Source organism: Sphaerotilus natans, assembly GCF_900156335.1.
Classification (GTDB): Bacteria; Pseudomonadota; Gammaproteobacteria; order Burkholderiales; family Burkholderiaceae_C; genus Sphaerotilus; species Sphaerotilus natans.
This window is the reverse complement of record NZ_FTMZ01000024.1, coordinates 37,636-62,352: the sequence shown is the minus strand read 5'-3', so window position 1 is coordinate 62,352 and position 24,717 is coordinate 37,636. Positions and strand designations below refer to the sequence as shown.

General features: G+C 71.5%; 23 protein-coding genes. 7 read left to right on the top strand and 16 right to left on the bottom strand.

Going from position 1 to position 24,717, the window contains the following annotated elements; translation table 11 throughout:
• Nucleotides 1-39: 39 nt before the first annotated feature.
• Nucleotides 40-969 carry a LysR family transcriptional regulator ArgP gene (locus BW996_RS17965; RefSeq protein ID WP_037482829.1) on the bottom strand — a complete coding sequence of 310 codons (930 nt, stop codon included), beginning with the start codon at nucleotides 967-969 and terminating at the stop codon, nucleotides 40-42.
• Nucleotides 970-1,104: 135 nt separating this feature from the next.
• On the opposite strand from BW996_RS17965, the gene BW996_RS17960 reads away from it, so the two are divergent.
• Nucleotides 1,105-2,412 carry a D-amino acid dehydrogenase gene (locus tag BW996_RS17960; protein ID WP_051632011.1) on the top strand — a complete coding sequence of 436 codons (1,308 nt, stop codon included), beginning with the start codon at nucleotides 1,105-1,107 and terminating at the stop codon, nucleotides 2,410-2,412.
• 236 nt (nucleotides 2,413-2,648) lie between these two features.
• Here the strand turns inward: BW996_RS17960 and BW996_RS17955 are convergent, their stop codons facing one another.
• Nucleotides 2,649-3,647, bottom strand: a complete 999-nt coding sequence (locus BW996_RS17955) for a LysR family transcriptional regulator (protein ID WP_051632012.1) — start codon at nucleotides 3,645-3,647, stop codon at nucleotides 2,649-2,651.
• A 129-nt stretch (nucleotides 3,648-3,776) separates the two neighbouring features.
• On the opposite strand from BW996_RS17955, the gene BW996_RS17950 reads away from it, so the two are divergent.
• Nucleotides 3,777-5,300 (top strand): CoA-acylating methylmalonate-semialdehyde dehydrogenase, encoded by a 1,524-nt coding sequence (locus BW996_RS17950; RefSeq protein ID WP_037482830.1) that lies wholly within the window; start codon nucleotides 3,777-3,779, stop codon nucleotides 5,298-5,300.
• On the opposite strand, the gene BW996_RS17945 is transcribed toward BW996_RS17950, so the two are convergent.
• Together BW996_RS17945 and BW996_RS17940 are read right to left on the bottom strand one after the other, a co-directional pair.
• The gene (locus BW996_RS17945; RefSeq protein ID WP_162177982.1) at nucleotides 5,281-7,737 is read right to left on the bottom strand and encodes a sensor histidine kinase; all 2,457 of its coding nucleotides are present in this window, start codon (nucleotides 7,735-7,737) and stop codon (nucleotides 5,281-5,283) included. The two genes, BW996_RS17950 and BW996_RS17945, sit on opposite strands and share 20 nt — an antisense overlap.
• A 2-nt stretch (nucleotides 7,738-7,739) precedes the next feature.
• Nucleotides 7,740-8,552 carry a response regulator transcription factor gene (locus BW996_RS17940; RefSeq protein ID WP_037482835.1) on the bottom strand — a complete coding sequence of 271 codons (813 nt, stop codon included), beginning with the start codon at nucleotides 8,550-8,552 and terminating at the stop codon, nucleotides 7,740-7,742.
• A gap of 972 nt (nucleotides 8,553-9,524) precedes the next feature.
• Here BW996_RS17940 and BW996_RS17935 point away from each other — a divergent pair.
• From BW996_RS17935 to BW996_RS17915, 5 genes are all read left to right on the top strand, one after another.
• Nucleotides 9,525-12,332 carry an SdrD B-like domain-containing protein gene (locus BW996_RS17935; protein WP_162177983.1) on the top strand — a complete coding sequence of 936 codons (2,808 nt, stop codon included), beginning with the start codon at nucleotides 9,525-9,527 and terminating at the stop codon, nucleotides 12,330-12,332.
• Nucleotides 12,329-15,637, top strand: coding sequence for a hypothetical protein (locus BW996_RS21815; RefSeq protein WP_051632013.1), 3,309 nt, complete (start codon nucleotides 12,329-12,331; stop codon nucleotides 15,635-15,637). The genes BW996_RS17935 and BW996_RS21815 overlap by 4 nt, the downstream gene beginning before the upstream one ends.
• 8 nt (nucleotides 15,638-15,645) lie before the next feature.
• Nucleotides 15,646-16,707 carry an OmpA family protein gene (locus BW996_RS17925; protein ID WP_037482839.1) on the top strand — a complete coding sequence of 354 codons (1,062 nt, stop codon included), beginning with the start codon at nucleotides 15,646-15,648 and terminating at the stop codon, nucleotides 16,705-16,707.
• 106 nt (nucleotides 16,708-16,813) lie between these two features.
• Complete coding sequence (locus BW996_RS17920) at nucleotides 16,814-17,485, top strand: NAD(P)H-dependent oxidoreductase (protein ID WP_051632014.1); 672 nt, start codon at nucleotides 16,814-16,816, stop codon at nucleotides 17,483-17,485.
• Nucleotides 17,486-17,487: 2 nt separating this feature from the next.
• On the top strand, nucleotides 17,488-17,715 hold the full coding sequence (locus BW996_RS17915) for a hypothetical protein (protein ID WP_051632015.1): 228 nt from the start codon (nucleotides 17,488-17,490) through the stop codon (nucleotides 17,713-17,715).
• An 8-nt stretch (nucleotides 17,716-17,723) separates the two neighbouring features.
• Here BW996_RS17915 and BW996_RS17910 read toward each other — a convergent pair whose 3' ends face one another.
• Genes BW996_RS17910 through BW996_RS17855 form a run of 12 tightly spaced genes read right to left on the bottom strand, consistent with a single transcriptional unit; the run spans nucleotide 17,724 to nucleotide 24,717 of the window.
• The gene (locus BW996_RS17910) at nucleotides 17,724-18,029 is read right to left on the bottom strand and encodes a 2Fe-2S iron-sulfur cluster-binding protein (protein WP_037482841.1); all 306 of its coding nucleotides are present in this window, start codon (nucleotides 18,027-18,029) and stop codon (nucleotides 17,724-17,726) included.
• A 39-nt stretch (nucleotides 18,030-18,068) separates the two neighbouring features.
• Nucleotides 18,069-18,917 (bottom strand): SIR2 family NAD-dependent protein deacylase, encoded by an 849-nt coding sequence (locus BW996_RS17905; protein WP_037482843.1) that lies wholly within the window; start codon nucleotides 18,915-18,917, stop codon nucleotides 18,069-18,071.
• A 33-nt stretch (nucleotides 18,918-18,950) separates the two neighbouring features.
• Complete coding sequence (locus BW996_RS17900) at nucleotides 18,951-20,099, bottom strand: DegT/DnrJ/EryC1/StrS family aminotransferase (RefSeq protein WP_037482894.1); 1,149 nt, start codon at nucleotides 20,097-20,099, stop codon at nucleotides 18,951-18,953.
• Between the two features lie 41 nt (nucleotides 20,100-20,140).
• Nucleotides 20,141-20,422 carry a hypothetical protein gene (locus BW996_RS17895; RefSeq protein WP_037482845.1) on the bottom strand — a complete coding sequence of 94 codons (282 nt, stop codon included), beginning with the start codon at nucleotides 20,420-20,422 and terminating at the stop codon, nucleotides 20,141-20,143.
• 30 nt (nucleotides 20,423-20,452) lie between these two features.
• A complete protein-coding gene (gene nifT, locus BW996_RS17890) occupies nucleotides 20,453-20,665 on the bottom strand; it encodes a putative nitrogen fixation protein NifT (protein WP_037482848.1) in 213 nt (70 codons plus the stop codon).
• Nucleotides 20,666-20,707: 42 nt separating this feature from the next.
• Nucleotides 20,708-21,901 (bottom strand): cysteine desulfurase family protein, encoded by a 1,194-nt coding sequence (locus tag BW996_RS17885; protein ID WP_081838159.1) that lies wholly within the window; start codon nucleotides 21,899-21,901, stop codon nucleotides 20,708-20,710.
• The gene (locus tag BW996_RS17880) at nucleotides 21,898-22,290 is read right to left on the bottom strand and encodes a DUF3024 domain-containing protein (protein ID WP_037482851.1); all 393 of its coding nucleotides are present in this window, start codon (nucleotides 22,288-22,290) and stop codon (nucleotides 21,898-21,900) included. The genes BW996_RS17885 and BW996_RS17880 overlap by 4 nt, the downstream gene beginning before the upstream one ends.
• Nucleotides 22,287-22,586 carry a nitrogen fixation protein NifZ gene (locus BW996_RS17875; protein WP_310732044.1) on the bottom strand — a complete coding sequence of 100 codons (300 nt, stop codon included), beginning with the start codon at nucleotides 22,584-22,586 and terminating at the stop codon, nucleotides 22,287-22,289. Before BW996_RS17875 ends, BW996_RS17880 begins: the two co-directional genes overlap by 4 nt.
• Nucleotides 22,587-22,631: 45 nt before the next feature.
• The gene (locus tag BW996_RS17870; protein ID WP_037482854.1) at nucleotides 22,632-22,967 is read right to left on the bottom strand and encodes a nitrogen fixation protein NifZ; all 336 of its coding nucleotides are present in this window, start codon (nucleotides 22,965-22,967) and stop codon (nucleotides 22,632-22,634) included.
• Nucleotides 22,948-23,790: a 4Fe4S-binding leucine-rich repeat protein gene (locus tag BW996_RS17865; RefSeq protein WP_037482856.1), complete on the bottom strand. Its 843-nt coding sequence runs from the start codon at nucleotides 23,788-23,790 to the stop codon at nucleotides 22,948-22,950. The genes BW996_RS17870 and BW996_RS17865 overlap by 20 nt, the downstream gene beginning before the upstream one ends.
• Complete coding sequence (locus BW996_RS17860; RefSeq protein ID WP_241461991.1) at nucleotides 23,787-24,302, bottom strand: hypothetical protein; 516 nt, start codon at nucleotides 24,300-24,302, stop codon at nucleotides 23,787-23,789. The genes BW996_RS17865 and BW996_RS17860 overlap by 4 nt, the downstream gene beginning before the upstream one ends.
• Before the next feature lie 22 nt (nucleotides 24,303-24,324).
• Complete coding sequence (locus tag BW996_RS17855) at nucleotides 24,325-24,717, bottom strand: HesB/IscA family protein (RefSeq protein ID WP_037482859.1); 393 nt, start codon at nucleotides 24,715-24,717, stop codon at nucleotides 24,325-24,327.

Below are 24,717 nucleotides of genomic sequence, written 5' to 3'. Positions count from 1 at the left end.
CGCCGCAATAATAGTCAGGCGCCGGCCGAGCCGGCTGGCTCAGGCCATGCTGATCGGGCCTTCCTGCGGAACACCTGCCGCCAGTGCCGCGCCGATGCGGTCGAGCAGGCCCGGGCGTGCGGTGCCGGCCGAGACCGCATCGGCCAGCTTCCACTGGTGCCAGTGCAGGTCCACCGGCACATGCACGTCGGGGCGCAGCAGCTGCAGGCGACCGCTCTCGACCCGCGAGCGCACCAGCGGCCAGGCCGCCACGCCGATGCCCCAGCCGCGTTCCACCGCCTGGACATAGGCCTCCGACGACGGCACATAGCGCTGCAGCAGCCGGGGCGAGCTCAGATCAAGCGCCCGCTCCACCCACTGCGCCTGCGCGTCGTCCTTGCGGTTGAAGACGACGAAGGGCACCTGCGCCAGATGGCGGTGGCTCAGCCCGCGCGGGCCGATCATGCGCTCGACGAAGGCCGGGCTGGCCACCGCGACATAGCGCATGGTGCACAGCGGTGTGACCCGGCAGCCGCGCAGCGCCTCGGCCAGCGTCGACACGCAGCCCAGCACCCGGCCCTCGCGCAGCCAGTCGTGGGTGAAGTCCTGGTCGTCGACGATCAGCTCCAGAGAGATGCCGTCGTCCACAAGCGGCTGCAGCGCCGGCAGCACCCAGGTCGCCAGACTGTCGGCATTGACCGCGATCGGCACCCGGTCCTCGATGTCGATGTGCTCGCCCAGATCGCGCGCCACGTCGCTGCGCAGCGCCTGCAGCTGGCGCGCGTAGCGCAGCAGCACCTGACCCGGGCCGGTGAGCCGCAGCGGCCGCGAGCGCACCACCAGCGGCTGGCCCATCTGCATCTCCAGCGCGCGCAGCCGCTGCGACACCGCGCTCTGCGTGATCGCCAGCCGGTGTGCGGCGCGCTCGAAGCTGCCCTCGTCCACGAGGGCGGCCAGGCAGTCGAGGGCAGCGGGGTCGAGCAGCTTCATAAGTGCTGATTATCAAACCTGAAACTAATTCATGTCTCTTTTGAGCGGGCGCGGCCGCTGTCACCATCGCGTCATCGCCCGGAGCCGGGGCGCAGCGTCGCTGCCGCACCGCGCCTGACCGGCAAGGAGATCACGATGAAAGTCACCATCCTCGGCGCCGGCATCATCGGCGTCAGCACCGCCTGGCACCTGCTGGAGCTCGGCCATGAAGTCACCGTCATCGAGCGCCAGCCCGACGCCGCGCTGGAGACCAGCTTCGCCAACGGCGCGCAGATCTCGGTCAGCTTCTGCGAGCCCTGGGCCAACGCCGGCGCGCCGCTGAAGGTCATGAAATGGCTGATGAGCGACGAGTCGCCGCTGCTGTTCCGCCCCAAGCTCGACCCGCACCAGTGGCGCTGGGGCCTGTCCTTCCTGGGCCAGTGCAGCGACGCGGCCTTCGAGCGCAACGTGCGCCAGCTCGTCGCGCTGGGCAGCTACAGCCACGAGACGCTGAAGTCGATGGTCGCGGCCACCGGCATCGAGTACCAGCGCCTGGAGCGCGGCATCCTGCACTTCTTCTCGACCCAGGCCGACTTCGAGTCGGGCGCGGCCGGCGCCGAGCTGATGCGCCGCTACGGCGTGGACCGCCGCGTGCTCAGCCGCGAGGAGGTGCTGCGCGTCGAGCCGGCGCTGGCCTCGTGGGCGCCGAACATCGCCGGCGGCACCTTCACGCCGTCGGACGAGTCGGGTGACGCCTGCGTCTTCACCCAGCAGCTCGCGCGGCGCTGCATCGAGCGGGGCGCGACCTTCCTGTACGAGCACGAGGTGCTGCCGCTCGAGCGCATCGGCGGCGCGGTCAAGCAGGTGCGGGTGCGCCGCGTCGGCCATCCGCAGGTCCGCACGATCTCGGGCGACGCGGTGGTCGCGGCCATGGGCTCGTACACGGCGCCCTTGCTGCGCGGCGTCGGCATCGACCTGAACATCTATCCGGCCAAGGGCTACTCGGCCACCTTCCGGCTGCGCGACCCGCAGCGCGCCAGCGTCGTCAGCCTGCTCGACGACACCCGCAAGATCGCCATCTCGCGCCTGGGCGACCACATCCGCGTGGCCGGCACCGCCGAGCTGGCCGGCTACGACACCAGCCTGGACGGCCGGGTGGCGCGCACGCGCTGCGAGTCGCTGCGCCGGCGCTTCGAGCAGCTGTTCCCCGGCGTGGCCGACACCAGCGAGCCGAACTACTGGACCGGCCTGCGCCCGAGCACGCCCACCAACATTCCCTACATCGGCCGCACGAAGGTCGAGGGCCTGTGGGTCAACGCCGGTCACGGCACGCTGGGCTGGACGCACGGCGCGGGCTCAGGCCGTGCGCTGGCCGAGCTGATCAGCGGTCGTCAGCCGGCGCTGGCCTTCGGTTTTACTGGGTACCGCGAGGTTCATGGAAATTTCAAGGCGGTTACCGCCTGATTCGTGGTGATGACAGCTTGAATGGGCTGGAAAGGTGACTGACTGTTAACACAGAAGAGATGAATTTCGACCTTTTTCAGTTCATCCTTTGTGGGGATGTGCGCTATCAGACCCCCCCCATAAAGTCACTTCATCAGCTGTCACGCGGTACCACGAAAATCCGCCCCTGACACGCGAGAATCCGCAAAAAAACATACAGGATTCCGTGGTCGGGACTCAGGATTTCCCAACGGCGCTCATCCGGAGCGTCCATCAACCCACCCTCGTTGGTGGGTTTTTTTTTGCCCGAGCACCTCGCGCAGATACGCCACCAGCGCATGGACCGCACGCGGCACATGGGGGCTGTAGGGCCGGATGGCCCAGAGCTGCTCGCCGAAGGCGCCGACGTTCTGCCAGCGTGGCAGCACTTCCACCAGTTCACCTTGCGCCAGCGCAGGGCCGGCGCTGAAGTCCGGCAGCAGAGCGATGCCCAGACCGCTCAGCGCGGCCTCGCGCAGCACCTCGCTGTTGTTGGCACAGAAGGCGCCGCGGACTGCGACGGTCACGTGCGGGGTCCGGCGCTCGGCCGTCCCGGCTGCGTCCAGGGGCCGGAATTGCCAGGTCGGTGTCTCGCCGGGGCGCAGGTAATGCAGGCAGTCGTGCCCGGCCAGATCCGAGGGATGCTCAGGCGTGCCGCGCCGCGCCAGGTAGCCGGGGGTCGCCAGCAGCACCGCCCGGGTCGGGCGCAGTGGCCAGGCCACATGGGTCTCGGGCGGATGGGCGGTGTGGCGGATGGCCAGGTCGAAGCCCTCCTGCGCCAGCGAGACCAGCCGGTCCGACAGGTCGAGCTCCAGCCGCACCTCGGGATGCTCGCGCAGGAAGGCCGGCAGGTGCGGCACGATGATCTGCCGGCCCAGCGCGACCGGCATCGTCAGACGCAGGCGTCCGCGCGGTACCGCGGCGAGGTCCTTGACCTGCGCGAAGCCGCGCTCGATCTGCGCGTAGGCGTCGCGGGTGCTGTCGACCAGCTGCTGGCCGGCCTCGGTCAGGCGCACGCTGCGGGTGGTGCGCTGCACCAGCGGCACGCCGGCGCTGCGTTCCAGATCGGCGATGCGCTGGCTCATGCCGGCCTTGCTCAGCCCGAGGCGCTGCGCGGCGGCGGTGAAGCTGCCGAGATCGCCCAGCACCGTCAGCGCATGGATCGGCGACCACAGCGTGTCGAGGCGACGGGCCTCCGGGTCATCCTGACGCGCCATGCAGGCTCCTTTGTTCCGGGTTTTCTCGAATGATTGTTCGCTGTGATGAACAGTGTATCCGTCGCCGATGGCTGTTCAGCCCGAAGTCGCCTGCCTAGACTGCGCTCCATTCCTTCAGGAGAGCACGCCATGTCCGCACCGACCCCGTTCACCCGCACCGACGCTGTCGGCCACTACATCCAGGGCGAGATCGTCGCTGGCAGCAGCGGCCGTGCGCAGGCCGTCTACAACCCGTCCACCGGCGCGGTCGCCCGCGAGGTGGTGCTGGCCACGCAGGGCGAGGTCGAGGCCGCGATCGCCTCGGCCAAGGCCGCTTTCCCGAAGTGGGCGGACACGCCGGCGGTGCGCCGTGCGCGCATCCTGAACAACTTCCTCGCGCTGCTCAACGAGCACCGCGACGAGCTGGCCGCGATGATCACCGCCGAGCACGGCAAGGTCTTCACCGACGCGCAGGGCGAGGTCACCCGCGGCATCGAGATCGTCGAGTTCGCCTGCGGCATCCCGCAGCTGATGAAGGGCGACTACACCGAGCAGGTCTCCACCGGCATCGACAACTGGACGATGCGCCAGGCCCTGGGCGTGGTGGCCGGCATCACGCCGTTCAACTTCCCCGTGATGGTGCCGTGCTGGATGTTCCCGGTGGCGATCGCCTGCGGCAACACCTTCGTGCTCAAGCCCAGCGAGCGCGACCCCAGCCCCAGCCTGTTCATGGCCGAGCTGCTCAAGAAAGCCGGCCTGCCCGATGGCGTCTTCAACGTCGTCCAGGGCGACAAGCTGGCCGTCGATACGCTGCTGAACCACCCGGATGTCAAGGCCGTCAGCTTCGTGGGTTCCACCCCGATCGCGCAGTACATCTACGAGACCGGCGCGCACCACGGCAAGCGCGTGCAGGCCCTGGGCGGCGCGAAGAACCACATGGTGGTCATGCCCGACGCCGACGTCGATCAGGTGGTCGACGCGCTGATCGGCGCGGCCTACGGCTCGGCCGGCGAGCGCTGCATGGCCATCTCGGTGGCGGTCTTCGTCGGCGACGAGATCGCCGACAAGGTGGTGCCCAAGGTGGCCGAGCGCGCCCGCCAGCTCAAGATCAAGGACGGCATGAACCTCGACGCCGAGATGGGCCCGATCGTTACCGCGCAGGCGCGCGACCGCATCGAAGGCTACATCGCCGTCGGCGTGGAGGAGGGCGCCGAGCTGGTGGTCGATGGCCGCGGCTTCCGCCCGGCGGGCCTGGAGAACGGCTTCTGGACCGGCGGCACGCTGTTCGACCGCGTGACCCCGGAGATGCGCATCTACAAGGAAGAGATCTTCGGCCCGGTGCTGGGCTGCGTGCGCGTGGCCACCTTCGCCGAGGCGGTCGACCTGATCAACGCCCACGAGTTCGGCAACGGCGTGGCCTGCTACACCAGCGACGGCAACACCGCGCGCGAGTTCTCGCGCCGCATCCAGGTCGGCATGGTCGGCATCAACGTGCCGATCCCGGTGCCGATGGCCTGGCACGGCTTCGGCGGCTGGAAGAAGAGCCTGTTCGGCGACATGCACGCCTACGGCGAGGAAGGCGTGCGCTTCTACACCAAGCAGAAGTCGATCATGCAGCGCTGGCCGGCGAGCATCGGCAAGGGCGCCGAGTTCGTCATGCCGACGGCGAAGTGAGCTGAGCCCCGCCTCGGCGTGACGGGAGGGGCGGCGGCGGGGCCATGGCCTGCTCCACCGCGGCCCACCATTCGCTCTCGGCGGCGGGCTTGAGCAGACCCGGCCAGCGCCGCTCCACCGGGCTCAGGCGGCGGCTGCACAGCAGCACGGCCAGCGCGGGCTGCAGGCGTCGGCAGCCCTCGATCCAGTCGAGCATGTAGGGGGTGATCTCCGGCTCGGCCACGAGCAGGCTCACCGGCTGCGCGTTCAGCAGCGCCTTGGCCTCGAGCAGGTCCTGCGCCTCGATGCACTGGAATTCCGCCAGGGCCAGGCGCTCGCGCAGGGCCTCGCGCACGCTCGCGCAGGGGTCGAGCAGCAGCACGATGCGGTCCAGGCCGATGCACCGCGCCAGCCAGGGCTTGGCCGGCGGCCACATCACGTCCTCTTCGGCCGCGGGCGTCCAGGGCAGCTGCACGCGGAAGCTGGCGCCTTGCCCGGTCTGGCTGCTGACGCCGACCGCCCCGCCCATCGCCTCGACCATCTGCTGCACGATGCTCAGGCCCAGGCCGATGCCGGGGCGGTCCTCGGTGGACTGGCCGCGCACGAAGGGCTCGAAGACCCGCGTCAGGTCGGTCTGCGTCAGGCCGGGGCCGTTGTCGCTGACCGTCAGCTCCAGCTGGCCGCTCATGTCGATGCGCGCGCCCAGCCGGATGTGCCCGGCGCGGGTGAACTTGGCCGCGTTGGCCAGCAGGTTGACCAGCACCTGACGCAGGCGCCGCGCATCGAGCTCCACCACCTCGGGCAGGTGCCCGGCCAGATCGAGCGTCAGGCGGTTGCCGCCGGCGCGGGCCAGGGCCTGGCTCTGGTTGACGATGTCGTGCAGCAGCGCGTGCAGGTACAGCGGCGCGGGCACGATCTCCAGCCGCGCCTCCGACTGCGGATCGCGCGCGAAGTGGTGCATCTCGTCGATCATCTCCAGCGCCAGCAGGCTGCTGTGCTCGATGGCCTGGCGGCCGGTCTCGAAGTCGGTGTCGGGCCGGAGCTGGCGCGCCACCTGCACCATCGAGGCCAGGGGCGCGCGCAGGTCGTGCCCCAGGTAGCCCAGCAGCCGGCCCTTGACCTGGTCGCTGCGCTCGGCCCGTTCGCGGGCCTCGGTCAGGTCCTGGGTGCGCATCTTCACTGCCTGCTCCAGGCGTTGTTCGTACCGGCGGCGTTCCTGGTGGAGCTTGTGCAGCAGATTGCCCAGCACCACCATGATGCCCAGCAGACCGGTCACGGGCAGGGCATAGTCGCTCAGCAGATCGGGCGCGTGCAGTCCCAGGAGCTCGACATGGCGCGGGGTCACGCCGACCAGGCCCGCCAGCGTCATCGCCAGCCAGGCACCGGCCAGAGGCTGGCGCCGTGCCCGCCAGACCGCTGCGATCGTTCCAGCCAGCAGCATGTTGTTGAGCACGACCGCGATCTGCGTGCCCTGCCGGTAGTCGCCCCACAGCATCAGCGTCATGGCCAGCAGGCTGGCCAGCGCGAGGAGGCTCAGGACCAGGTGCACACGCGGCTGGCGGCGCGGCAGATCGAGCATGTGTCCGATCGCCATCAGCTGCATCAGCGGCCCCAGTGCGCCGAAGGTGCCCAGCGCCCGCACCGCCCAGTCGGTGGCCTGCGGCCACAGCAGCATGAAGCTGGTGCCCCGGATGCTCTGGTCGTACAGCACGAAGCTGGCCATGCACAAGGCCGTGTAGGCATAGGCGCGGTCTCGCAGCACGAGCGCCAGCGTCGCGGCCAGTGCGGTCACCAGCAGCATCATGCCCAGGAGCAGGCCGTCGAGCAGCAGGATCCGCTGCTGCCGGGCCACCAGGGCCGATGGCTCCCACAGCCGGGGCTGCAGCAGGATGGCGCTGCGGCTGGCCACCCGCAGCATCAGCTCCATGCGCTGGCCGGGCGCCAGCGTCAGCGCGAAGGTGCTGACGCGCCAAGGCAGCTCCCGAGCGGCAAAAGGCACCGAGGTGCCCGCCGACGAGAGCCGCCAGGGGCCGCCATCGATGCGGGTGAAGAGACTGACCTGCTCGAGACGGGTCGGAGGCACCTGCAGCGCGCGGCGCTGGATCTCTGGTGAGCGGTTGACCAGATCCGCCCGCAGCCAGTAGGTCGCGCGGCTGTAGCCCGGCTGAAGGTCGGCCGGTCCGGGCGACATGAAGCCGCCCCGGGCCAGGATGTCCTGCGGCTGCGCGAGCCCCTCGGGATCCACCCGCAGCAGCACCCTGTCGCTCAGGCCGATCTCCGACTGACCCGCATGCAGCGCGATCACCGGCACCTGCATGGCGGGATGCGCCTGCGTGGACGGGAGGGTCTGCGCCAGGGCCGGCGCTGCCCGCATCAGGCCGATCAGGAGGCCGAGCAGAAGCAGCCCGGCCCGGACGATGTCGGTCAGCAGGCAGGCGACGGCGGTTCGTCGTGCCACGTTCATGCCGTGCAGGGCGGGAGCTGCTCTCGGGCGGCCGTACGATAGGCCAGCGGACTCTGGCCGTGCCTGTGGCGGAAGGCGGTGGCGAAGTTGCCGGGGTTGGTGAAGCCCACGGTCTGCGCGATGTCCTGCACCGACATCGTCGTCTCGCTCAGCAACCGGGCGCCGTGGCCCAGGCGCTCCTCGCTGATGAAGCCGGAGACTGTCTGGCCCAGATGGTCGCGGAACAGGGCCAGCAGGCGTTTCTCGTGCAGGCCGAGCCGGCGCGCCAGCTCCGGCACCGGCGGCAGCTCGGCCAGATGGGCGCGGATGTAGCGTGTCGCTTCCTGCACCAGCAGGCGGTCGGGGTGGCGCTCGGCGCCCTCGGCCCGGGCGGCCACGGTGGTCGCCTCGGACGCGGCCCGCTGCGCGGCCAGTTCCAGATGGACGCGCACCCGTGCCCGGGCCTCCTCCGGGTAGAAGGGCTTGCTGATGAAGTCCACCGCACCCACGGCCAGCCCGTCGACCCGCTCCTGAGGCTGGCTGCAGGCACTGAGAAAGAGCACCGGTGCGGCCTGGGTCAGGGGGTCGGCCTTGAGCAGTCGGCACACCGAGAAGCCATCCATGTCCGGCAGCCTGACATCGAGCAGGATCAGGTCCGGGCGCAGCGCCTGGGCCTTGTGCAGGCCAGCATGGCCGTTGTGAGCGAAGGCCATCCGGTAGTCCGGCCGCAGCAGCGCGGTGAGCCAGCGCAGGTCATCGGGCACATCGTCGATCAGCAGGATCAGGGGCGCGATGTCTCGGGCGTGAGAGAGGCTGTCGTGTTCTGACATGGCGCTCCGATTGTGCAACAGGCCTTCCCCCGCAATATGTGGGCGCCCGACACGCACAAATGCACACTGTTTCGTGATGTGTGATCTGAGCTTCCTTTTGTCAAAGGAACTGTCCGTTCTGGCAAAGCCGCCCGATCCGTGCTGGCGGGATAACACGTCCATCACAAGCAAAGCCAGGGAGGTTCCCATGACACAGCCGGTACAGGCTCCGCGATGGACGACGACACCACCACGCCATTTGCCGGTCGTGCGGGTTCGGCGCCGTGAGCCTGATGCCAGGGGCGCGCAGCGTGACCGTCTGCCGGCGGCAGGCGGGAGCTGGTGCCAGGTGCTCGGGCTGTCTGGCCAGGCCGACGGACCCCAGCTGCTGCGCGTCGGCCAGCAGGTGGCACAGGTGCTGCAGCGTCAGCTGAATGTGGCCGCAGCCCGAGATCGCCGCGCAGCGCCCCTGCGCATGATCGGCCGGCGCTCGGGGCAGGGGCCGTGTCTGGACAGGGATGTGCGTTGGGGGGGGGCTTGGCATGCCGCGGGCGCATTGGCGCCCGCGGCCGTCGGCCCGTCATGCCTGTGGGTGGTGGGGTGCCTGCAGGCGGGTTCCCGGCCGCTCCTGAGTCTGTGCTGGCGCCGGCTGAGCCGGGTGACACGCACGCTCGGCTGATACCGCTTCGTTTCCAGCGCAGCACGGGGCCGTCTCGACGGAGCCCCACAGGAGCTCTCGTCTCTTTCTCGTCTCTTGTACGACCTTTGTCGGATCTTTTATCCGCTTATCCGCTTTTATCCGATCATATGAAAAGCCTCTTTCCTCGACCTGATCGAAGGTGGTCGGCCGGTCTGCTGGTGCTGGGCGCCGTCCTCGGCCCGAGCGCGGGGCATGCGGCCGCGGCACCCTTCCAGTTGCTGTCCAGTTCGGCGATCTGCGAAGCGGGTCACGGCTCCACGTGGCCCGGTGCCGGCATTCCGGGGCAGTCCGGCGTGGCCTGCAGGAAATGGCGATACAGCAACGTCTCTCCGCCCACGCATCCGCACCTGAAATACGACATCCTGATCTATCCCGAGGTCGAGAGCGGCACATCGGTCGCGAACTTGCGCGCCAATGCCCAGGGCAACTTCTCGAACAAGATGGTGGGCGAGATCACGACACCTTCCCAGGGCCTGGGCTCCGTCATTTTCCGGGTCGATTTCGTCGAGCCGGGCACCACGACCCTGAAGGTCTTCCCGACCGCGGTGTCCATGCGCAACTACGATACCGATGGCGGGCTCGGCAGTTTCCCGGAAATTCCGTCGACGGCAGGCGGGGGGCTGTACGAGCAGTTCTCGTTCATCGGCGCGGAGCCTGTCCTGCCGCAGGACATCGGTGCCGCCCTGACGAGCACCGGCAGTGGCGCGACGTTCATGCCGAAGACCTGCGGCGTCTCGGGCTATTCGGATGTGGGCTGTTCCGGTGAGGTGGCGCCCGGGGCGGACGGGCTTCGCTACAACGTGGCCGGGCAGTATGCGTTCTTCCCGTACTTCAACGGTGACCGGGCCGAGGCGCAGGTCCTGGCCCGCTATGCGCACGATGCCTCTGTCCTGAGATTCTCGTTCGGAGTCTTCGCGCATTCGCAGTCGAACGGCTGGGAATCCAGTCGCATCTACGGCATCGGGCTGGAGATTCCCGACGGCTGGGTCGACATGATTCCGGAGTTTTCCGGCCTGCCGACGCAGGTGAAGCCGAAAAAGACCTATGTCGGCCTGAAGCTCACCTGCCACAACCGCAATGGCACCAGCGATGCGCAGGGCGCCACCTGCCTCGAGCCCAGCGTCTCGGCGGGCAAGGTCAGCGCCTTCCGCTGCGCCTCGACGCTGCCGACGACGCTGGCGGCGCAGGGCGAGATCCAGTGCACCTTCGACTACACCGCCCCTGACGCGAAGGGACAGACCGACAAGGTCGAGTTCACTGGCAAGACCCGCGCCACGCGGGAGAGCCGGACGGACAACAACACGGTCATCGCCTCCGTGCCGATGGGCGAGGAGGATGCTGCGGCCGTGGGCGCCCTGAGTGGCCGGGTCTGGATCGATCTCGATCATGACCTGCAGCAGGGCAGCGGCGAGCCGAACCTGCCGGGCGTGAAGGTCGAGGTGCTCGACGGCAGCGGCGCGGTGGCCGGTGCTGCGACGACCGACGCCAATGGCGACTATGTCGTGAATGCCCTGCCGGTGGGCAGCTACACGGTGCGCTTCAGCGATGCGGTGAGCGGTGCCTACTATGGCCGCCCGGTGTCGCGCGATCCGGCCGGTGGCAACGATCCGAGCGCGGCCGCTTCCACGGGACAGGTGGCGGCGCGCGTGCTCAGTGGCGTGAGCGTGACGGCTGGAGTCACCCGGATCAACCAGAGCCTGCCGCTGGACCCCTCGGGGCTGGTCTATGACAGCGTCAGCCGCAGCGTGCTGGGCGGGGTCGGCGTCGAGCTGCTCGATGCGAGCGGTCAGGCGGTGGCCGGCTCCTGCCTGGTCGGCGGCTCCAACCGGGTCACCACCGCCGCCAGCGGCGCGCTGGCGGGCTACTACAGCTTCCTGCTGAACAACCCGGTGCCCTCGGGCTGCCCGGGCGCGGGCGTCTATCAGCTGCGCATCACCCCGAGCACGGGCTACACCGCCAGCACGAGCCTCCCAGCGCAGACCACCACGCTGACGCCGCCGACCGGTTGCGCCACGGGCTCGACCTCGGCGCAGTGCCTGGTGCAGGCCCAGTCCACCGCGCCCACTGGCAGCGCGCCGACGACGCATTACCTCTCGATCCGCCTGGACCCGCTGCAGGGCCCGGACGTCCTCAACAACCACATTCCGCTCGATCCGTCGGGCACGTCGGGCCTGCTGATCGTGAAGACGGGCGACCGCACGCAGGCGGAGCTGGGCGACTCGGTGCGCTACACCATCACGGTGCGCCGCACCGACACGGCGGGCGCGACGCTGCCGGCCGTCGAGATCATCGACACGCTGCCGGCGGGCTTTCGCTACATCGCCGGCACCGCGATGGTGGGGGGCGTGACGATCGCCGATCCGAGCGGCGTGCCGGGGCCGGTGCTGCGCTTCCAGGTGGGGGCGCTGGCGGCGGGCGAGTCGCGCACGCTGAGCTACCGGGTGCGCCTGGGCGTGGGCGCGCAGCAGGGCACGGGCATCAACCGGGCGCAGGCCTGCGGCAGCGGCAGCACCGCGCTGTGCTCCAACGTCAGCCAGTTCCGGGTGCGGGTCACCGGGGGCGTGTTCAGCACCGAGGCCTGCGTGGTCGGGCGCATCTTCGTCGATTGCAACGGCGACCATGTGCAGGGCCCGGAGGAGCTGGGCATTCCGGGCGTGCGGCTGGTGATGAGCGACGCCACCACCCTCATCAGCGACGTGGAGGGCAAGTACAGCGCCTGCGGCCTGACGCCGCACACCACCGTGATGACGGTCGACGGCACGACGCTGCCGCGCGGCAGCCGGCTGATGAGCAGCTCCAACCGCAACGCGGGGGATGCCTCCAGCCTGTTCCTGGACCTGAAGAACGGCGAGCTGCACCGTGCCGACTTCATCGAGGGCAGCTGCTCCAACACCGTGCTGGAGCAGGTCAAGGCCCGCCGCGCACGCGGAGACATCCCGTCGGCGGAGACCGAGCGCCCGGGCGGTCGGGTGCTGAAGTTCGACGCCCGACACCCGTCGATGCCGGCGCAGGCCACCGACAGCGCCGACCAGCGCGGCACGACCGACGCACCGACCCCCCGTTCCGAAATCCAGGCGACCCCTGCAGGAGCCGCGCGATGAGCCGCCGTCCTTTCTTCTCTGGCCGTCCGCGGCGCGCGGTGCGTTGGCTGGCCGCGGGCCTGGCACTGGGCGGCGCCGCTGCCCAGGCCCAGGTCGATGTCGATCCGGTGACGCCGCTGGGCGAGGCCCCGCAGCGCTACCGGCCGCTGTTCACCCCGCCGGCGCCGGCGGGCGCGCCCCGCATCGTGCTCGATGGCGCGTATGCGGCCAATGCGCAGGTCGGGCGTCTGGCCGTCGAGGTGCACGGCGACGGCGCGCCGGCCGATGGCGTCACGCCGGTCGAGATCGTCGTGCGGGTGTTCGACCGCGACAACCGGCCGCTGGAGGCGCCGGTGCTGCTGACCATCGAAGTGCGGGGCGGTGCGCGGGTGCGGCTGCCGGGCGCGCGCACCGACGAGGGCGGCGCCGACCGCCGGGACGCCGACCGCGCCGTGCCGGGCACGCAGCTGCGCGTCACCGGTGGCCAGGCGCGCTTCAGCCTGATCGCGCCCAGCCAGCCCGAGGACGTGGCGCTGCGCCTGAGCGCCGGCGAGGTCGAGGTGGCCGGCACCATCGGCTTCGAGCCGGACGTGCGCGAGATGGTGGCCGCCGGCCTGATCGAGGGCGTCATCGGCCGCACCTCGCGGCGCTATGAGGGCGCGATCTCGCCGGCGCGCACCGACGACGGCTTCGAGACCGAGCTGCGCAGCTGGAGCCGGGGCTTCGACCACGGGCGTGGCCAGGTGGCGGCGCGCACCGCGCTGTTCCTCAAGGGCAAGATCCGCGGCGACCGCCTGCTCACGCTGGCCTACGACTCCGACAAGGACACCAGCGCGCGGCTGCTCAAGGACGTTCTCCCTGAGGCCTATTACCCCGTCTACGGCGACGCCAGCGTGCGCACCCACGGCGCGCCGAGCAGCTCGCGGCTGTACGTGCGCGTTGATGAGGGGCGCCATTTCGCGATGTACGGCGACTTCTCCACCGGCGAGGGCACCAGCGCGGCGGCCGGCGGCGGGGTCACCGCTGGCACGCGGCTGCGCCAGCTCGGCAGCTACCAGCGCACGATGACGGGCGCCAAGCTGCACCGCGAGAGCGCCGACGGCTTCCTCAACGTCTTCGCCAGCCGCGACACGCTGCGCCATGTCACCGAGGAGATCGCCGCCAACGGCACCAGCGGCCCCTTCGCCACCCGCAGCACGCAGGTGCTGGAGAACAGCGAGCAGGTGCAGCTGGTGGTGCGCGACCGCAACAATCTCAACACCGTGCTGTCGGTGACGACGCTGGTGCGGCTGGTGGACTACAGCTTCGAGCCCTTCAGCGGGCGCATCCTGCTCACGCGCCCGATGGCCAGCCAGGACGCCAACGGCAACCCGGTGCACCTGCGCATCAGCTACGAGCTGGACCAGGCCGGCGAGGCCTTCTGGCTGGTCGGTGCCGATGGCCAGATCAATCTGGACGGCCGCGCCAGCGTCGGCGGTGCCCTCGTCGAGGACCGCAACCCGCAGGCGCCGTTCCGGCTGGCCAGCGCCCACGCCGGCGTGAAGCTGACCGAGCACACCGAGCTGATCGCCGAGGTGGCGCAGACCGATGCGTCCCTGGCCTCGGTCGGCAGCACGCTCTCGGGCACGCCGGTGCTGCCCGAGAGCGGCACGGCGCGCGGCCGCGCGGCCCGCGTGGTGATCGATCACCACGACGACCGGCTGGGCGTGCAGCTGCGCGCCTCGCGCACCGGCGCGTCCTTCGCCAACACCGCCGCCGGCGCGCAGCCGGGCAGCGAGCAGCTCGGGGCCAGCGCGGCCTGGAAGGCCGATGACGACTGGACGCTCAAGGCCGAGCTCTCGCGCACCCTGGACACCGGCAACGGCGCCAGCGTGCGCGGCGCCAGCCTCGGGGCCGACCATCGGCTGGCGCGCACCCTCACCGTGGGTGGCGGCCTGCGGCGCATCGAGGAGCGCGGGCGGCTCAGCGGCACGCTCTCGAGCCTGTCGGCCAACCCGACGGCCGGCAGCTACTACGCCAGCGACAGCAGCACGCTGCTGAACGCCAACAGCGCCCTGGCCTCCACGGGAGCCGCGCCGGGCAGCGTCGATGACCTCGACACGACCACGGCGTTCGCCGACCTGCGCTGGCAGGCCAGCGAGCGCTGGACCCTCAAGGCCCTGGCCGAGGCCTCGGTCGATGGCGAGGACCGCCACCGCGTCGAGCTGGGGGCGAGCTACCAGCTGGCCGAGCGCGCGCGGCTGTACGCCCGGGCCGAGCACCAGGCGGGGCTGTCGTCGCGGTATGCGCTCGACAGCGGCAGCAGCCGCGGGCAGGCGATCGCGCTGGGCATCGACGGGCGCTACATGGAGGGCGGCGACGCCTTCAGCGAATACCGCCTGCGCGACGCCAGCGACGGGCGCGCCTCGCAGCTGGCCACCGGCCTGCGCAACATCTGGCAGCTGAAGGAAGGCCTGGCGATGACGACCGGGCTGGAGCGGCTGCGCATCCTCGACGGCACCGGCCAGAACGCCACCGCCGCCACCGTGGGCGCCGACTGGACGGCCAGCGAGTGGTGGAAGCTCTCGGGCCGGCTGGAGTGGCGCCGGCTGGAGTCGGTGGCCAGCAGCACGAGCAGCAGCACGACGGCGAGCACGCTGACGGCGCAGGACAGCTGGCTGTCGACGCTGACGGCGGTGCGCCGGCTCGACCGCGACTGGACGGCGCTGGCGCGCAACTACTACCTGGCGACGGACAACCACGGCGCGCGCGCCAACGGCTGGCAGGACCGCTTCCAGGTCGGTCTGGCCTGGCGGCCGGCGGACCACAACCGCATCGACGTGCTGGCCAAGTACGAATACAAGGTCGAGGACAACATCAACGCCACCGACGAGTGGCGCCGGGTGCACGTCGGGGCGGTGCAGGCCAATGTGCATCCCGAGCGGGCCTGGTGGGCGTCGGGGCGGCTGGCGGGCAAGACGGTGGTCGAGCGCTTCCCCTCGACCGAGGGCGGGGTGCAGGACAGCTACCGCGCCTGGCTGGTGGGCGGGCGGCTCATCCGCGACCTGACCGAGCGCTGGGACCTGGGCCTGCAGATGAGCCTGATGCGCGGCCACGCGGCCGGGCAGACGGGCGCGTCCTGGCAGCGCTCGGTGGGCGTGGAGGTGGGCTACCTGGTGCAGTCCAACCTGTGGCTGTCGGCCGGGTACAACGCCAGCGGCTTCACCGACCGCGACCTCTCCAGCGACTACACCGCGCGCGGCGCCTACCTGCGGCTGCGCTTCAAGTTCGACGCTGACCTGTTTGCCGGGGCTGACCCGGTCGTCAACCGCGCGCTGCCGCGCTGACCCCCATCATGAAGAACCTCCGCGTATCCCTCTCCCTGCTGGCGGCGGCGTCGCTGCTGGTGCTCGCGCCCGTGGCGGCGCGCGCCGATGCGGTCACCGACGGCCAGCTCGCCGCCGACCACGCCGCCTACCGCGCGCAGCAGCAGGCCATCGCCGAGCTGAACGCCAGCGGCCGCCACCCGCTGCGCAGCCATGCGATGGCCAAGGCGCAGTGCTGGCTCGACGTGAGCTTCCACGAGTACACCCGCAACGACCGCTCGGCCTTCCCGGCCGAGGCGCTGCGCGAGTCGCGGCGCATCACCGCCTACCTGGCCGAGGGCGGCGTGCCCGGCGCCGAGGCCGACCCGTCGCGGCAGACGCCACTGGTCAACGGCGCGGCGCGGCTGCGCGAGGACCTGTGGACGCAGGCCGGCGCGCTGCTGGCGCAGCCGGGCCGCGCCTGCGCCGAGGCGCTCGTGGCCTGCGCCGAGGTCGAGCTGGTGCATGCCGGCAACGAGCACATGCAGCTCGGCTGGCGCCACGCCAAGCCCTACATCCAGATCGCCGAGGACCAGATGGGTGCCGCGGCCCGCGCAGCCGAGGTGTGTCCGGGGGCGGTCGCGCCCGCAGCGGCGCCGGCAGCGGCGGTGGCTGACGCGCCGATCGGCGCTGCGCCCGAGCCTGCAGCGGCTCCCGCGCCGGTCCTGACCGAGCGCATCTCGATCGACGGCAGCCTGCTGTTCGGCTTCAACGGCCGCACCCTGGGCGACATGCCCGCCGCGGCGCGCGGCTATCTGGACCGCATCGTCCAGCGGCTTGAGCGCGACTATGCCCGCATCGACCAGATCACGCTGACCGGTCACACCGATCGGCTGGGGCGTGAGGCCTACAACGAGCGCCTGTCGCTGGAGCGTGCCGAGGCGGTGCAGCGCGCCCTGAGCGAGCGCGGGCTGAAGGCATCGATGGAGCGTGTCGGCCTGGGCAGCAAGGCGCCGCTGGTGCAGTGCGCGCAGAAGTCGGCCGCCGAGCTGCGGACCTGCCTGGCGCCCAATCGCCGCGTCGAGCTGGAGGTCCGCGGCGTGCCGCGCTGAACGGCTTGCTGGCGCTATCACATCTGCCAAGACCGCAGCGGCGACGCTGTCGTCACGGAACGGCCTAGACTGGGAACCGATTCATTGACATGACAAGGATTTCCCGATGAGCACGACCGTGACCGCTCCGACCCCGTCCTCCGACGCCCTGATCGAGCGCATGAACTGGCGCTACGCCGCCAAGAAGATGGACCCGGCGCAGCCGGTGCCCGAGGACAAGGTGGCGCGCATCGTCGAGGCCGCGCGCCTGGCGCCGACCTCCAGCGGCCTGCAGCCCTTCGAGCTGATCGTGGTGACGAACCCCGAGGTGCGTGCGCGCATCCGCGAGATCGCCTGGAACCAGGCGCAGATCACCGACGGCTCGCACCTGCTGGTCTTCGCCGCCTGGGACACCTACACCGCCGAGCGCATCAACACGATGTTCGATCTGACCAACCAGGTGCGCGGCTTCACCAACGAAGGCTGGGAGAACTACCGCCAGATGCTGCTGTCGAGCTACCCACAGCGCGATGCGGAGGTCAACTTCCAGCACGCCGCGCGCCAGGCCTACATCGCGATGTCGGCCGCGCTGCTGGCCGCGGCCTTCGAGGGCGTGGATGCCACGCCGATGGAGGGCTTCGACCCGGCCCAGCTCGACGAGATCCTGGGCCTGCGCGCGCGCGGCCTGCGCAGCGCCGTCATCGTGCCGCTGGGCTACCGCCAGACCGACGGCGACTGGCTGGTGAATCTGCCCAAGGTGCGCCGCCCGCTCGAGCAGTTCGTCTCCGAGCTGCGCTGAGCATGAGCGCATGCGCCGGGACCGGTCTCGACGCGCTGCAGTGGTCCGACGCGATCGATGCGGTCGACTGGGACGAGCTTTCGGCACTCTATCGTGCCGCGCCCCTGGGCGACAAGCCGCCGCAGGCGCTGCGCACGGTGTTCTCGAACAGCCTGCACTGCTGCCTGGTGCGTGATGCCGCCGGCCGGCTGGTCGGCGCCATCGAGCGCGGCTACTTGGCCGAGGACTGAAGCCGGGCTCAGCCCGACAGCGCGCCCAGCAGCTCGACGGTCACCGGCTCGGTGCCGAGGATCGTCGCCTGGCAGGCCAGGCGCGACTTGCTGCCGATGCCCACCAGCGTGTCGAGCTTGGCGTTCTCGGCCGGGGTCAGCTTCGAGACGCCCTTGCGGCCACCGGTGACGAAGACGTGGCAGGCGCCGCAGCTGGCCTTGCCGCCGCACTTGCTGGCGATCTGGCCGCCGAGCGCGAGAATGGCCTGCAGCAGGTTGGTGCCGTCGGCGACTTCGCCGGACAGGCCGGAGGGCTGGAGGGTGAGCGTGGTCATCGGAGTTCTCCTGGAAGGATGTGGAGGGCGGGGAAGGGCTCAGGCGGCCACCGGCTGCGCGGCGACGAGCTTCGCGGCGACCTCGGCCAGCGGCAGCGCGATGCGGGTGATGCCCAGCTCGTCGAGGAAGCGCGCCTCCATGCGCGTGGGCTCGTCAGCCATCACCGCGTAGTGCGGGCCGCCGCTGCGCTTGAGGATCTGGCGCGCGAAGGCACGCGGCAGCTGGTCGTTGAAGCGGCAGCCCAGGAAGACGAAGCCCAGCGTGGCGCGGCGCTGCTGCACCTGCGCCGGGATCGGCGTCTGGATGTCGATCTCGGTCAGCACCTCGACGAAGTCGGAGTCCGAGACCAGGTAGTTGCTCGCCGGCGCGCGGCCGCCCCAGGGCTTGTAGTACAGCAGCGGCGCCTCGACCGGGTCGGGGCTGGGCGTGCCGCTGGCGTCGTAGCCGCCGGTCCAGGTGCCGAAGTGCTCGCTCTGGCTCAGGCCCTGCACCTCGGTCCAGCCGGTGCGGCCGACCTGCGCCAGCGCCAGGCGCAGCGTGTCGTCGTACCAGCAGTCGACCACCAGCGGGCTGGGCAGCGTCGCCAGCCAGCGGTGCAGCGGCGAGGGCTCGGCCGACAGCGCGAAGGCCTCGTCCATCGCCTTGACCAGGCTCTTGCGGTGCTTGAAGTTCTCGATGAACTGCGCCGCCGCGGTCAGGCGGTTGCGGATCTTGCCCGGCACCGAGACCTTGGTGGTCAGCACGCCGGCCAGCGCCAGCGCGTCGGCCGGCGGCACGACGCCCTCGCACAGCGAGAGCAGGCCCGGGCCGAGGTAGGGCGCCAGCGTGCCGGCGGTCAGGCCCGCGACGACGGCGTCGGGCAGTTCGGTGACGGTGGAGTGGCTCATGTCCGGTCCTTCGGTCTTCGATCTCTTCGGTCTTCAGTAGATGGCCGCGCCGGCGCCGACGTTGACGGTCGAGTCCTTCATCGTCTTGACGATGAAGCGGACGTGGTCGGACGTCAGGTGCGCGTGGAAGGGCAGGGCGATCGCGCGGTCGGCGATGCGCTCGACCAGCGGCAGCTGGCCGCGGCGCCAGCCCTGCCGCTGGTAGTGGAACTGCTGGTGCAGCGGCTGGCAGTACAGCGCCGACTCGATCATTGCCTCGGCGAGGTCCTCGACGATCTGGTCGCAGGCGCTGGCGGTGAAGCGCTTGCCCAGGTGCACGACGTAGAGCATCCAGTGCACCTCGTCGACGCCGGGACGGATGTAGGGCGGCTTGATGCCCTCGAAGGTCTGCACCTGCTCCAGGTACAGCGCCTCGACCGCCTTGCGCTTGTCCAGCAGCTGCGGCAGGCGCGCGAGCTGCGCCAGTCCGAGTGAGGCGGTCAGCTCGCTGACGCCGCACTGCAGCGGCACCCGCGAGCCCACCGACACCGAGCGCCGGTCGGCCAGCGCACGCGATCGCAGGTAGCGCAGCTCGGCGGCGAGCGCGTCGTCGTCGGTGACGACCATGCCGCCCTCGCCGCAGCACAGCGCCGAGGGCTGCGAGAAGTCGAACACCGACAGGTCGCCGAAGCTGCCGACCGGGCGGCCGAGGTAGCGCGAGCCGATCGCCTCGGTCGAGTCCTCGATCAGCTTCAGGCCGTGGCCGTCGGCCACGGCGCGCAGAGCCTCCCAGGCGGCCGGGTGGCCGTTGACGTTGCCCGCCAGGATCGCCTTCGTCGCCGGCGTGACCTGCGCGGCCGCGCGGGTGGCGTCCAGGCAGCCGGTCCAGTAGTCGATGTCGGCGAAGACCAGCCGTGCGCCGGCCAGCGTGACCGCATGCATCACCTGGTGCCAGCCGTAGGGCGAGGCGACGACCTCGTCGCCGGGGCCGATGCCCAGCGCGCGCAGCGCCAGCCAGGTGCCGATCGTGCCGCTGGCCACCGCGACCGCGTGCCGGCGTCCCAGCAGTGCGGCGAAGCGCTGCTCGAAGGCCTCGACCAGCGGGCCGCCCGACAGCCGTGCGCCGTGCAGCGCGCGGGTGACGAGCTCGACCTCGACCTCGGTGACGTCGGGGTCGCTGAGCTGCAGCCAGTCCTCGGGCAGCTCGAAGTCCTCGGCGGTGCCGGACAGTTCGGTGGGGGCGTTCATGCGGCCGCTCCGGGCGCGTCGGCGAGGAACAGGCCGGCGGCCTGCGCCATGTCCTGCGTGACCTGCCAGCAGTGGCCGTCGCTGGCACCGAACCACAGCAGCCGGCGGCTGCCGCGCGCGGCCGGCGTCTCGGCGCGCATGTCGAAGGCGTCGACGACCACCACGCGCAGCGGCGCCAGACGCTGGCGCAGCAGCGCGGCGGCCTCGCGCACCGTGCCGGCCGTGTCGGCCAGCGCGGCGATCTCGCTCAAGGGGGGCAGGGACAGGGGCTGGCTCATGGCGTGCTCCGGGCGAGGGGGGAGTCGGTCTCAGTCGCTGCCGACCTTGCGGGCCTCGACGGTGATCGGCAGCCGGGTGTCGACGGCCATCTCGGGCAGCGACAGCAGCCAGCCGTTGGCCAGCGTGACGGTGCCGCCCCACAGGTCCGGCTTCTCCTGCGCCACCACCGGCTCCTCCAGGTCCTTCTTGGGCACGTAGACCGAGAGCACGCCGGCGGCGTTGCGACGCATCATGACTTTCATGGGAGGTGGCCTTTCTGCTGGGGGGCGGTGTGTGCGGGGAATTCAGGCGGCCTGCGCCAGCGCAGGCGCAGGCTGCTCGGCCTGCATCAGCGGGTGCACGACGCGCGCGGCGGCCTCGACGGTGCGGCGGATCTGCGCCGGCGTGGTGTCGCGGCCGAGCGAGAAGCGCACGCCGGCACGCGCCTGCGCCGCGCTGCAGCCCATGGCCAGCAGCACATGCGAGGGCTGGGTGCCGCTGGCGGTGCAGGCTGCGCCCGACGCGGCGACGATGCCGGCGCGCTCGAGCCGGCCCAGCACCCGTTCGCTGTCGATCTCGTGAAAGCGCACGCACAGCGTGTTGGGCAGGCGCTCCGCGCCTTCGCCCAGCACCGCCAGTCCGGGCGGCAGCACCGCGCGCAGCCCGTCCTCGAGCGCCTCGCGCAGGCGCGCCATGCGTGCCAGGTCCTCGTCGAGCGTGCGCGCGGCGCGGTCGCAGGCGGCGGCGAAGCCGGCGATGCCTGGCAGGTTCTCGGTGCCGCCGCGGCGGTGGCGCTCCTGGCGGCCCGCCAGCAGCGCCGGCAGCGCCAGACCCTTGCGCACCAGCAGCGCGCCGATGCCCTTCGGGCCGTGCAGCTTGTGGGCGGACACGCTCATCAGGTCGGCGCCGCTGCGGCCGAAGTGCAGCCGCGCCTTGCCGGCGAGCTGGGTCGCGTCGACATGCAGCCGCGCGCCCGCCGCACGCACCCGCGCGGCGACCGCCTCGACCGGCATGACGACGCCGGTCTCGTTGTTGGCGCCCATCACGCTGACCAGCGCGACATCGCCCTGCGCGAGCTGGCGATCGAGGTCGGCCAGATCGAGCTGCCCGCGGGCGTCGACCGCGATGCGCTCGACCGGCACGCCCTCGCCGGCGAGCCGCTCGGCCAGCGCGAGCAGGCCCGGGTGCTCGACCGCCGACACCAGCAGCCGCCGGCGCGCGCCGGCGCTCTCCGCACGGGCCAGCGCCAGCGCGCCGAGGATCGCCTGGTGGTTGGCCTCGGTCGCGCCGCTGGTGAAGACCAGCTCGGCGCCCTGGCAGCCGAGAAAGGAGGCGATGCGGGTGCGCGCGTCGGCCAGCAGCCGGCGCGCCATCTGGCCCGGCTCGTGGGTGGACGAGGGGTTGGCCCAGGCGCGCTGCAGCGCATCGAGCATCTCGTCGACGACTTCGGGCGCCGGCGCGGTCGTGGCGTTGTGGTCGAGGTAGACGATGTCGTTCATGTCCAGAACTCCCGCGAGCTGTCCTCGCAGAGCAGGGTCAGGGCCTCGGGCAGCGTCAGGCCCTCGGAGTGCAGCGTCCACAGCGCGCAGCTGTGGTCGCGCCGGTGCAGCCGCCAGCGCCCGCGACCGTCCGGTTCGGGCTCCAGCCAGGCGATGTCGATCTCGCCGCCATCGCGGTCGACGTTGCGCGAGCAGTTCGGGCTGACGATGCGCCAGCCCGCGCCGTCGGGCCCGGGCTCGACGCGGGGCTGCACGTAGCGGTAGCGGCTGCGCCGGGGCAGGGCGCGCTCGATGCGCTGCCGGTCCAGGTCGACGACCGCACCGGAGCCGGCGTGGCCGGCCGGCGGCCCGGAGCGGCCGCCGCGTCCCGCAGCCGCCCGCGCGCTCATCGTGCGCTGTCCTCGCCGACCGGCTCGGGCTCGGGGGCCGGCGCGGGCAGCGGCAGGTCGGACGGCACGATCTCCTCCTCCAGGCAGCCCAGCACGCACAGGCCGAAGTCGACCATGTACAGCGGCAGGTCGGCCTCGGTGTGGTGGCCGATCTGGACGATCTCGCCGGGGCCGCCGGCGGCGATCAGCAGCTGGTCCTCGTCGATGTCGGGCAGGCTGCCGTCGTTGTACAGGTCGATGGCGGCGCGCACCTCCAGGCCCCAGGGGTACTTCGGCTGGCGGGGTTCGATCAGCATGGCGTCGGGTCCTCGTGGCGGGGATGAGGGGATGGATGCGGGCGATCAGCGCAGGTCGTCGAGCGCCTGCGCGCGCTCGCCCAGCCGCTCGAGCACCTCCGGCGGCAGGTGGTCGAGCGTGCACAGCTCCTTGGCGCGCATGCCGACCCGGTGACCGGAGTCGATGAACTCGACCGCGTAGATGTAGAACTGCTGCAGGAAGGTGCCGATCGAGCGCACGTAGCCGATCTCGCCCTTGTGCACCAGCACTTCGCCGATGTCGCGGCCGTTGTAGGTGCCGTCGTTGCGGATCACGCTGCGGCTGAGGACGCGCTCGCCCATCGCGAAGCGCGGGGGCAGGGCGATCTCGACGTTGTCGTCGTCACGGGCGATGTCGACCATCTCGGCCTCCTTCGATCGGGATCAGGGTCAGGGTCGTCGGCGGCAGGGCGCGGGCGGCGCGCAGTTCGGCCAGGCGTTCGGTCGCGCGTTCGCGCACCTCGGATTCGGCGTCGTCCTGGAGCCGCTCCAGCAGCGCGGGCGACTCGGCGCGCGCGGCCGCGCTCCAGCGCACCAGCCAGTCCTCGTCGGTGGCCGGCACGGTCAGCAGGGCGGCGGGCAGCCGCTCGGCGACGCGGCGGCGCACCTCGGGCGCACCGTCCTCGACCATGCGCCACAGCGCCGGCATCGGCACGCGCGAGGCCACCTCCAGGCGCACCTGCAGGTCGCTGTCGTCGATCAGCAGCGGCAGCAGCGCCTCGGGCAGGCGGCGTGCGACGATCCGGCGCACCTCGTAGTCCGGGTCGCGCAGCATCGAGCCGAGCAGGCTCCCGTCCAGGCGCTGCGCCACGCGGATGCGCACCTCGCGGTGCGGGTCCTCGCGCAGCCGCTCGAGCAGGCGCTGGGGCACGCGCAGCGCCACCTGCAGCCGCACCGTCTCGTCCGGGTCGTCGAGCAGCGCCGGCAGCCGGAAGACATCGGTGTGGCGCGCAGCGATCGCGCGCACCTCGAAATAGGGATGGTCCAGGTGCTGCGCGGCGAGCTCGCGGTGCTCGCGGAAGAAGCGGTCGATGCGGCGCGCGTAGGCGTCCTGCATGCACGAGCGGCCCGGCTCGCAGCCGCCGGCCGCGTGCAGCCCGGCATGTGCGCAGGCGGCGCAGTCGAGCGGCCGCCCCTCCCAGTCGCGCACCGGGATGTCGTGCCATCCGGGCGCGGTCGTGGTCATGCCTCGTCCTCCGGGTCGCCGACCAGCGCGCGCACCCGCACCGTCTCGAGCACCCGGCCACCGACGCGGTCGTCCGGGTCGAGCGCCTGCAGCAGTGCCAGCGCGTCGCGCGCCTCGACCGGATCGTCCAGGCGCAGGCTCAGGTATGCATAGCCCTTGAGCGCGAAGAGGTAGAAGCGCGTGCGCGCGTTGGTCATCGCGTCGGGCAGCGGAGCGGGGCGCACTTCGCGCCACACCGTCGGCAGCCCCAGCGCCTCGGCCCCGACCGCCAGCGCCCGGCGCGCGACATCCCGCGCGGCGGCCAGCCGATGGCCGTAGAAATGGTGGCGGTAGAAGGCGATCAGCACCGCCGGATGGCCCGGCGCCAGCGCCTGGGCGGTCATCAGGCGGGCCATCGTCAGCACCGCGTCGCTGCCACGCAGCGTGCCGGCCTCGGCCAGGGCCTTCTCGGCTGCCGGCGGCAGGCCGGCGCCGAGCACCGCGTCGTAGAAGTCGATTCCGGTCGGGTCCATGGCCGGGTTCCGGGGCGGGCCGTCAGCCGCGCACGATGCGCCGGATCGAGTCCAGCGTGACGCCGCTCTCGGCGGGCATCGCGCTGGCGTCACCGGAGCTGGAGCAGGCGCACGGCGCCTGGCCCGGGTGGGTGAAGGTCAGGCCGCTCCTGGTCGGCGAGTCGACGAAGTCGACGACGATGCCGTCGAGCACCAGCCGGCTCTCGGCCGGCAGGAAGACCCGCGTGCCGGCGAGCGAGAGCTCCGCGTCGCCGGCGCGTGGGGCCGGCTCGATGGTGAACTCGCTGCTGTAGCCTGAGCAGCCGCCCGGCGTGACCGTCAGGCGCATGCCCCCGGTCGGGTGGTCCGAGAAGCGCACCATGCGGCGGATGAACTTCTCCGCGGCCGGCAGCACGGTGACGTTGGGCAGGATCAT